Below are 9,315 nucleotides of genomic sequence, written 5' to 3' on the forward strand. Positions count from 1 at the left end.
TAATTCAGGCTGCGTAAATTCGGACCGAATTTATGTAAGTTGAATTAAAATAATCAACACAAAGAATTTCCACTAAACTCTTCACGCAAACTTTTTTCAACGCAAACATCTTCGTCAAACTATAATTCCTGTTTTAAAAATGATTTGATGAATAAATGATTTTCAGTTTTCCTACGTTAAAAACTAAATTTTTTAATGATTTAATTTTTTGATTATTTTTTTGAATTTTCGCAAAACAATTCACGCAAATTTTTCGACAAAGTTCAGTTTTAAGTTTTCACATTAAACACAAAATATTCGCAAAATTATTTTCGACAACGTTCAAAAAACGCAAAGTTTTTCAAGTGAATTTTCGGTTTAAAAATAGGGCAGAAGTTGATTTCGAAGCGAATTTATGTAAGTTGAATTAAAATAATCAACACAAAGAATTTCCACTAAACTCTTCACGCAAACTTTTTTCAATGCAAACATTTTTGTCAAACTATAATTCCTGTTTTAAAAATTATTTGATGAATAAATGATTTTCTGTTTTTCTACGTTAAAAACTAAATTTTTTAATGATTTAATTTTTTGATTATTTTTTTGAATTTTCGCAAAACAATTCACGCAAATTTTTCGGCAAAGTTCAGTTTTAAGTTTTCACATTAAACACAAAATATTCGCAAAATTATTTTCGACAAAGTTCAAAAATCGCAAAGTTTTTCAAGTGAATTTTCGGTTTAAAAATAGGGTAGAAGTTGATTTCGAAGCGAATTTTCAAGCTATAACCTACAACGTTTTGCAGCTTGGCGATGTGGCGGATTTAGAAGCACTTACTTTCAATTAAGCACTAATGTTTATTAGAAATCCGAATGTTCAATTTAGCACTGAACCCGCCATTTTGCCAAACTGCTGTTGTGCGTTCGGCTTTTATTCTGTTTTGTTGAATGTCCAAATTATTGCTTTTTCTTTAGTCGCTCTAAAGATAGTATTGTGTTTCTCTTTTGGTTCTGGTGAATATTTCCATTTAATATTAGGTAGATTTTCGGTTTTTAATATGTCAGCAAGTTTGCCCACTGTTTCAGAAATGTCTTCTGCACCAGAACCAGCAAACCAAATTCTTTTTTCGTTTTGTGGAAATTTTTCTAAATGCTCTTTTGCGGTTTTTATCAGATATTTATCATTCCACCAAAGCGAAGGGTCAAATGCAATATAATTATCAAACATATCAGGTGTAAGAAAAAAAGTCTCTACAACAAATAAACCTGACAAAGATTCTCCTATAATACTTTTTTCAGAAGTTGTTCTATATCGTTTATTAATTTCAGGAAAAAGTTCTTCTTTTATAAACGCTCTAAATTTTTCAGAACCGCCAACAATTGGTGCAATTTCTTTGTCTTTTGCAACTTCTGTAAATCCAGTTAAATCTCTTCTTCTTTGTGTATTTTCAATACCAACTAAAATCATTGGCGGTATTTTTTTTGCCTTTATAAGTTCAGAAAGAGTATTAGCAATGTGAGGAAAATCTTCGTCTATTATTCCACCATCAGCCATATACATTACAGGCAAAGAGTCTGTAGTTGTTTTATAATCTGGTGGTGTCCAAACATTAATTTTTCTTGTTTCGCTAACTCGTTTTGATTCTATCGAAAATTCATCGTGAACAGGGATTGGGTCGTTGTATTTTTGTGCGTTTGAGCAACTTGTAAGTGTTACAAGTAGAAAAAGTAAGTTATAATAAATGAATTTCATATTTTCTGTTTTTTATGTTAATGTTTTTGCACGCTGTCGTTTTAAGCTGACGCACAACGTTTTGCGGCTTTGTTTCAGTGGCTTTGATTAGACACTGACCAAAACAAATATAAAACAAAATTACGAATCATAGAGGTTTTTCCGAAGGAAAAACCAAGCCCAAGCCATTGAACAAAACCGCTGTTGTGCGTTCGGTTTTTTATTTAAAACTTATTGATTATATGCTAAAATTATGCCCAAACTAGCAAAATTAAAGCCTAATATAGTCATTATTAATCCGATTATAAATTTTGAATTTGGTGAAGTTTCTTTGACTATTATTCCAATTTTTTCAGTTGATAATTTTTTTTGAAAAAATCTTTTAGAAAACAACATTGATTCTTTTACTTCTAAATCTTCAATATTGATAATTTTAATATTATAAATACCAGGATTTTCAATTTTAAATTTATAGAATTCATTTGCTAGCCTTCCTTTGTAGTGGAATTTAAATTTCGGTTTTCTTTCAACAGTATTTATTTTTAGTCCTTTACTCGTTATTTTTGTTTCAAAATTCCCCAAATTATTTGAATAACCACCACCAACTACGCAGATTGAATACAAACCAATTTTATCAAAATTAATTTCATTTTCAGTTAATTTTAATTCACTGATAATTCTGTTTTTATATATTTCAATAAGCATTTTGCTACCAAAGACTGACATAACTAAACCAATTATTCCAACTAGAAGAAATATTATCTGCATTTTATTCTGTTATTTTCTATTTTGTTTTTCTGCGATTTGTTAAACTGACGCACAACGGTTTGCAGCTTGGCGAAGTGGCGGATTTAGAAGCACTTACTTTCAATTTAGCACTAAACTTCATTTGAAAACCGAATGTTCAATTTAGCACTGAACCCGCCATTTTGCCAAACTGCTGTTATAGCCAGTGGTTATTTATTCAACACTACTAGCAGAACCCCAATTTTATCGTTAAAACCCATTACAGGACTTACAAGTTTTACTGAATTAGCTTCTGTATAAACTGTAGTACTTGTAAGGTTAGAAAAAGCTGATGTTTCAAGAGAAGTTCCTTCAAATTTCTTGTCAGACGATAATAAAACAATATTGTCTTTTGGGTTTACAAGTTGCACCAAGTCTGCACCCGATTGCTGTACAAAAACTGTTAGTAGTTGATTTAGATTTTCAGTATTCTCTCTTAATAATTCGCTTCTTACTGACCACGAGAAAACTTCAGTTGCAAACTCAAGGTGTTTTATTTGCAAACTATCAATTTTGCTTTCATATTGAGTTATCAATTGTGTTTTCTCATTATTAAAGTTTTTCTCGTTTATGCGAATTTTAATGGAAAACCAGATAAAAACTACCAACAACAATACGGTTAAAACTGTTGCAACCTTATTATTTTTGAAAAAGCCAACAATTTTTTCTTTGAATGTGTTTTTGGTTTTACTTTGAGAGGTTTCAACCAAATTATTTTTTTCTACTGTACTCATTTTGTTTGTTTTTAGAGATTAACCTTTCTTGTAAGAATCTTCTATTGTTAGTTTTTTCAGAATTGAAAATATTAAACCACCCGAAATTGCACCTAAAATGTAAATTATAGCAGTTGCAAACGACAAAGGTATAGTAACACTCCATTTTAAAAAAGACAACTGTACGGTTTCTAAGTTTTGTACAATAAAAATAACTGCTACTCCAAGCAGGAGTAGCAGTACAAATGTTTTTATAATCCTCATAACATTACTTATTGAAAGTAGTTCGAGAAATTTCTATCCCAGCTGGGTAATTTAAATTTCCTTGTTCCTCTGCTGTAATGAAAATTTCCCTTACATTAAATGGAGTTGTTGTTTTTAAAGTTGCTTTTTTAGAATTTTTGTTAATTAATTGACCAACATTTTTAGTGGTTCCATTTTCAACTACTATCCAAACACTGTAGTTGTTTTTTGGTGGATTTAATCTACTAGCTTCCGCTAAGTTTCTTGCAGTTACTTCAATAACATAATTTTTGTTTTTGTCCTGTTTTTTTGTCGCTGTAATATCCGCAGCAGGCACTGTACTCGAAACAGGAAACTTGGCTGTGCTTGCACAAGATGTCATCAGTGCCACAACTCCAATAATTGCTAAAATTTTGATTATTCTCATTTTTTTAAATTTAATTATTTGTTCCTACTCGTAAGGCTTTTCAGAATCCGCCCCGTTTTTTGAGTGGTCGCTGGTCTCCACTTTTATCTTTTAGTCGTGGCAGTTAAATCAATAACTGTCAAACCTGATTGTTTTTACTCGTGTGTCCGAGATTGCAATGTCGGCTTTCTACCATTGGCTATAACGTTTTGCAGCTTGCATAAGTGGCGGATTAAGGAAGCCTAAACTTTCGGTTAAACACTGACATTTCAAGTACAAAACCAACTTTAAATTAAACCCAAAACCCGCCATTTTTGCAAACTGCTGTTAGCTGTAGGTTTTATTTTTAAATTTAATCTGCATATCTTATAATTCCATCATTTTCAAACCAGAGTTGTTTATACTTCACTGGAATTATTTCCTTTCCATTTTTGTTTATATATCCAACTTTTCCATCTATTTCCACATAAGCGAGTTCATTAATAAAAGGAAAAGCCTTGTCATAAATTGCTGGAATTTTGATTTTTCCTTTTTTATTTATGAAGCCATATTTTCCGTTTTCTTCAAATATTGCTAAATCATTAGTAAAGAAAGGATATTTAGTTTCTTTCAAGTTGAATTTGACTTTAACCTTATTCTTTGTATTTATACATCCATAATTTTCTCTTTTTTTTACAAAAGCCAAACCATTTAAAAATGCACTAGCATCATCATATTCAAACGGTATTTTAGTTTCATTTTCTCGGGTTATATAACCCCATTTTCCATCTTTTAGTACAGGTATTAAATTTTCATTTATGTTAAATCCAACTTTATCATAAATTAATGGAATAACTTCTTTTCCATACTTATTTATAAAACCATATTTTTTTTTATTTTGTACAATATATAGTTCACTGTCATTAATGAAGAAAATATTTTCGTATTTAGGTTCAATAATAACTTTTCCATCAATATTTACTAGACCATTTAGTTTATTTTTATCTATTGTTTCTCGGAAAATTATAATAGAATCCTTTTCAAAATAATGACTTTGTATATCAAATTCTAGGTCTTTATTAAAAATTATCTTACCATTTGAATCTAAAATATGACTTTTTTTATTTTCAGTTTGGCATTTAAAGTGATTAAAACCAAAATTACTTACCATCGTATATTTGAATACCGTCAATGAATCACCTTTACGATTAATTAAACCATACCTACCATTTTTTTTGGCTATTCCAGTATTTCCATAATAGAAGAAGACATCAGTATAATTTTCGAAGTAGTTTTCTTTACCGTCTTTACTAACATAACCATATAAAGAATCTTTAATTACATTAGCGTAATCATCATAAAATTCTGAACCCATATTGAATTTAGGTTCAATTATTTTTTCTCCTTTGGTATTTAAATATCCTATTTTTGGATATTCTTTTGGCTGAATTTTGTAGTACAATATTCTTAATAGATTATCTGACAAAGAATTACTTTCTGTTTTTTGGGGAATTCTCCCAAGAAAATTAATTATATCAATATCTGCTTTTATTTTTTCTTGCGAAAAAGTCCAATTTATTGAGATTAAAAAAAATAAGATTATCAGTTTATTTTTCATATGATTTTTATTTTAACTTACAGCTAACGTTTGGTGGCTTGTGAATGTTGTTTTCTTATGAAAACTACTTTTAATTTGTTTATCGTAAAAGTAATTAATTACGGTGATTCCACCAAATAAAACAATATTTACAAACCGCGGTTAGCGGTTCGGGCTTTTGTTTCATTGGTCAATTCCACCATTGTCTTTATATTTTTGTCTATATTCCGTTTGTTTGTCTATTTGTCCAAGTTCTTCATAAAGTCCCGCTAATTCCCAAAAAGTATATTCAGAAGATGGTCCATTTTCTTCACTTATTTTAAAGGCTTCAATAGCTTCTTCAATTCGTCCTTCGTCACGCAATATGTATCCAAGGTCTTCGGCAACTACATTTTTGTTTGTCGCTAAGGTAAGTCCACTTTTTAAAATGTCAATGCCGATTTGTGAATTTTCCTTTGAATAATATAGTTCGTAGTCGCCAAAACACTCAGATGCAATAGATGGAATTATAGACTTTACTTGGTCGTAAATACTTTCAACTTTTGTTTGTCCATTTGAGCCTTGTTTAATTACAATTTCTGCAATTCGTTCTGGTGTCATAATTCCGATGTAGCAGTCTGTTTTTTCGTTTTCGGAAATTTCAAAAGCCTTTACGAAGTAATAGTTTTCTTCTTCGGGTATAAGTTCAAAGTCTGTCGCTTCAATTGTCCAATTAAGTTCGTTATCATCGTCCTGTTCAGTAACGATAAAAACATTTGTATTTCTTTCTTTATAAATGTCTTTCAGTTTCATAAGTGCCGTGTTTTAGCCTGACCGCTAACTTTCAGTTTCTCTTTGTTTTTCGATTTCGCTCGAATTTATTTTCATTACTTTTTCAATTTGTTCTTTCCAAATTTCTCTTTTATTCACAACAAATTCTTCCATTACATTATCTTTAGTCTTTATAAATATTACGTTATTTATTAAACCCATTGTTTTTCTAAAATCGGTTTTGTCAATTTCATTCAGTTCAATTATTTTTTGGTGTCTTTGCGCAAAATTTATGGCGTTAGTTTGAAATATAATTTTATTTTCGAGTAGATATAAAGTTCCACCTACTGAAATATTGTCTTTAAAATGGTTTGCTAAACCAGAATAAATAATGGATTTTTTATCTATTTTTTCAAACTCTTCGCTAAAATTAATTTTAGAAAACATTTTGAAGTATGAAATAATACTAAAAGTTATAAAGCAGAAAATTGATAAAACAATTGCTATTTCTTCTTTGTTGGTTACGTAGCAATAAATTCCAATTATAATTCCAAAAACTAAACCTGATAAAAGTGAATATTTAAGTTTCTTCATTTAATATTTATTTGTTTTTCAATGTTTTAGTTCGGTTTCTAGTATGACGGCTAACGTTTTGCGGCTTTAAGAAGTTTGGGAAAAACAAGCCAAAATTTCTAGTTAAAAACCGAATATCAAAAGTACAAAACAAACTTTAAATTCAGCAATAAAACCCAAATTTCTTAAAACCGTTGTTGTATGCAGGCTTTTTATTGATTTATAATTTTTTCTATTTCAGATTGTATGTTTAGTTTTTCTTCATTAGAATAAAAAGTATTGTTGATTAATTCTAGTTTTGCTTTTTCTAAATAAAAGTATGCTCTATTCTTGTTATTTAATTTAAAAAATGAGTTTGAAATACTAATGTTGGCATAAGTAAACATTGGATATTCTTCTAATAAAATTTCCCAAACTTCAATTGCTTTTTTGTATTTTTCATCATTATTATATCCATAGGCAATTCCATTTAAAATGGCTAAATTAATTCCCATTTCATATCCATAATGTTTTTTCATTTTTGATTTAAACGAAGAATATTCTTGTTTTGTTAAAGCTAATTCACTTCTTTGAATTTTCGTAACTTCTTCTGACCAATAATTAAAAACGTCGATTAACGAATTTGGTAAAGCAACCGCAGGAACTGCCATGTGTTGGACTTTATAAAATTCTAACCCTTTCCAATCTAATTTTTCATCTATTTTATTTTGCTCTAAAAACGATTTCATTATATCGTAGTCTTTAGTATCTGTATAAGGATCTCCAGTAATAAACCTATAATATACGTGATTTTTTAATTTTATTTTAGACAAATTTAATTGTAGTGAATCTACAAGATTTACGTTTTCTTGTAAATAAAAAGGACTCATGGAAATTACCGATGTGAGCTCGTTAATTTTATTTGTCAAAAGATATGATGAATAATAACCGAAACGAGAATGACCGATGAAGGTTCTAATTTTGCTAGCATTGTATTCTTTTTCTAAGATTGGTAAAAGCTCATCAAAAAGAAAACTTTCTAGTTTTTCACCTTTTGCATTTTCGTTTGTTGAAAGAAAACTAGTGTCTAAATATCGGTTATAATTAGTTTCAGAATTAATACCTATAATGATAGATTCTGGAAGTTCGTCAAAAGAAACTAAGTAATTTATAGTTTCATAAGTTTGTCTATAAATCCGTTTGTTTTGACTGTCGAAAACAATAATTACTGGAAACTTAGTTGCTTTTTCTTTGGTAAAAGTTACAGGCAAGCTAATTGTTATTTTTCTATTTTCTTTTAACGCATTAGAATAAATAATTGTGTCTTTTCCTTGAAAATAGTATTCGGATTCTGCTTGTCCGAAAAGTGTTGTTGTTAACAATACAAAAAGTAAATGTAATACGTATTTTTTCATTTATTAGGATTTTTTAAGCTTGCATACAACGTTTTGCGGCTACAAGAAGTGGCGAACTTCGGAACTGCGTATTTTCTGCTAAGATAAAATTTCTTGCGGAAAATAAACGTGAATTTAGCACTTTTCTCGCCATTTCTTGTAACCGCTGTTAGCCGCAGTTATTTCTTTTTGTTTCATAATATTCCATCCAATTTCTAATTCTTCCAACATACATTTTGAGATAGTTTTCAGTAAAAAAGATGTTCGACCAATCAAATCTTTGTGCTTGTACACCAAGATAAAATACAAAAATTGATGCTCCAACTTCTGGAATTAATTTAATTTCCTTTTCTGATAAATTTCTTATTTTTTGGTAGCCGTTTAAAAAACTTTCAGTCTTTCGTTCATATTCATTTTTGTCAGATTCTATGAAAAATAATTGTTTGCAAAAATAACCAACATCTAAAATTAACAAACCATTTCCACAATTATCAAAATCAAAAATTGTGATTTCATTTTCATTATTTACGCTCAAATTATCGTACCAAATATCTAAATGAACTACTCCGTTTTTATTGTCTAATAAATTACTTTCTTTAATTCTTTTTGGTATTTTATCACCAATTTCTTTTAAAAATTTCATTTCGTTTAAATCTTCTGAAAAAAATGATGTAAGATGATTATAAGATTCATTTAAAAGAATTTCAGAATCATAGTTTATCCTGTCTATTTTTTTATTTTCGGTTATATTATGAATTTTAGCCATTAACGCACCAATAGAATAACAAGTTTCATTAGACATAAAACGCATTTTTTCGCCTTTAGCAAACGAAAAAAGTACTGCATAACGAATTCCTTCAGGAGCATTTATTTCTTGAATTAAGCTTCCATTTACATCTGAAATTGGATGCGAAACTGCAAGGGATTTTTCTTTTAGTAGATTTAATAGCTCTAATTCTTGTTCAATTTCTATTTTTGTTCGCCATTTATAACAGTATATTCTAAAAACAAATTTAGTTTCATTATTTGAAATAAAGTAAGTGTGATTTACTCCAGTTCTAAATAATTTGCAATTAAAATCTTCGTTTAGTTTGTACTTTTCCTTTATAAAATTCGCTAATTCTATTTCTGATAATGTTGAAGCTATTACTGGAAAAGTTGTCATTTTCTGCGGATTTTTTTTTT

General features: G+C 28.8%; 10 protein-coding genes. All 10 read right to left on the bottom strand.

Annotated elements, in window-relative coordinates:
- Nucleotides 1-909: 909 nt before the first annotated feature.
- Nucleotides 910-1,731: an alpha/beta hydrolase gene (locus T1L09_RS00200; protein ID WP_322548935.1), complete on the bottom strand. Its 822-nt coding sequence runs from the start codon at nt 1,729-1,731 to the stop codon at nt 910-912.
- Nucleotides 1,732-1,941: 210 nt separating this feature from the next.
- Entirely contained in the window at nt 1,942-2,478 is a 537-nt protein-coding gene (locus T1L09_RS00205) for a hypothetical protein (RefSeq protein WP_322548936.1), read from the bottom strand.
- 188 nt (nt 2,479-2,666) lie between these two features.
- Entirely contained in the window at nt 2,667-3,230 is a 564-nt protein-coding gene (locus T1L09_RS00210; protein WP_322548937.1) for a hypothetical protein, read from the bottom strand.
- Nucleotides 3,231-3,248: 18 nt separating this feature from the next.
- Nucleotides 3,249-3,473 (bottom strand): LapA family protein, encoded by a 225-nt coding sequence (locus T1L09_RS00215; protein ID WP_322548938.1) that lies wholly within the window; start codon nt 3,471-3,473, stop codon nt 3,249-3,251.
- A gap of 4 nt (nt 3,474-3,477) precedes the next feature.
- Nucleotides 3,478-3,879: a hypothetical protein gene (locus T1L09_RS00220; protein WP_322548939.1), complete on the bottom strand. Its 402-nt coding sequence runs from the start codon at nt 3,877-3,879 to the stop codon at nt 3,478-3,480.
- Nucleotides 3,880-4,210: 331 nt separating this feature from the next.
- Nucleotides 4,211-5,455, bottom strand: coding sequence for a WG repeat-containing protein (locus tag T1L09_RS00225; protein ID WP_322548940.1), 1,245 nt, complete (start codon nt 5,453-5,455; stop codon nt 4,211-4,213).
- 162 nt (nt 5,456-5,617) lie between these two features.
- Complete coding sequence (locus tag T1L09_RS00230; protein WP_322548941.1) at nt 5,618-6,226, bottom strand: tetratricopeptide repeat protein; 609 nt, start codon at nt 6,224-6,226, stop codon at nt 5,618-5,620.
- Nucleotides 6,227-6,250: 24 nt separating this feature from the next.
- Nucleotides 6,251-6,778: a hypothetical protein gene (locus tag T1L09_RS00235; protein ID WP_322548942.1), complete on the bottom strand. Its 528-nt coding sequence runs from the start codon at nt 6,776-6,778 to the stop codon at nt 6,251-6,253.
- Nucleotides 6,779-6,969: 191 nt separating this feature from the next.
- Nucleotides 6,970-8,151, bottom strand: a complete 1,182-nt coding sequence (locus T1L09_RS00240; RefSeq protein WP_322548944.1) for an alpha/beta hydrolase-fold protein — start codon at nt 8,149-8,151, stop codon at nt 6,970-6,972.
- Between the two features lie 148 nt (nt 8,152-8,299).
- The coding region (locus T1L09_RS00245; protein ID WP_322548945.1) for a phosphotransferase at nt 8,300-9,315 on the bottom strand (1,016 nt) is incomplete at its 5' end.

It is taken from the genome of Flavobacterium psychraquaticum (assembly GCF_034497725.1).
In the GTDB taxonomy this organism is placed as follows: Bacteria; Bacteroidota; Bacteroidia; order Flavobacteriales; family Flavobacteriaceae; genus Flavobacterium; species Flavobacterium psychraquaticum.

What these genes read in the sequence shown, in the direction of transcription:
- T1L09_RS00200 (WP_322548935.1), bottom strand. Translation starts at nt 1,731, where the DNA reads ATGAAATTCATTTATTATAACTTACTTTTTCTACTTGTAACACTTACA.
- T1L09_RS00205 (WP_322548936.1), bottom strand. Translation starts at nt 2,478, where the DNA reads ATGCAGATAATATTTCTTCTAGTTGGAATAATTGGTTTAGTTATGTCA.
- T1L09_RS00210 (WP_322548937.1), bottom strand. Translation starts at nt 3,230, where the DNA reads ATGAGTACAGTAGAAAAAAATAATTTGGTTGAAACCTCTCAAAGTAAA.
- T1L09_RS00215 (WP_322548938.1), bottom strand. Translation starts at nt 3,473, where the DNA reads ATGAGGATTATAAAAACATTTGTACTGCTACTCCTGCTTGGAGTAGCA.
- T1L09_RS00220 (WP_322548939.1), bottom strand. Translation starts at nt 3,879, where the DNA reads ATGAGAATAATCAAAATTTTAGCAATTATTGGAGTTGTGGCACTGATG.
- T1L09_RS00225 (WP_322548940.1), bottom strand. Translation starts at nt 5,455, where the DNA reads ATGAAAAATAAACTGATAATCTTATTTTTTTTAATCTCAATAAATTGG.
- T1L09_RS00230 (WP_322548941.1), bottom strand. Translation starts at nt 6,226, where the DNA reads ATGAAACTGAAAGACATTTATAAAGAAAGAAATACAAATGTTTTTATC.
- T1L09_RS00235 (WP_322548942.1), bottom strand. Translation starts at nt 6,778, where the DNA reads ATGAAGAAACTTAAATATTCACTTTTATCAGGTTTAGTTTTTGGAATT.
- T1L09_RS00240 (WP_322548944.1), bottom strand. Translation starts at nt 8,151, where the DNA reads ATGAAAAAATACGTATTACATTTACTTTTTGTATTGTTAACAACAACA.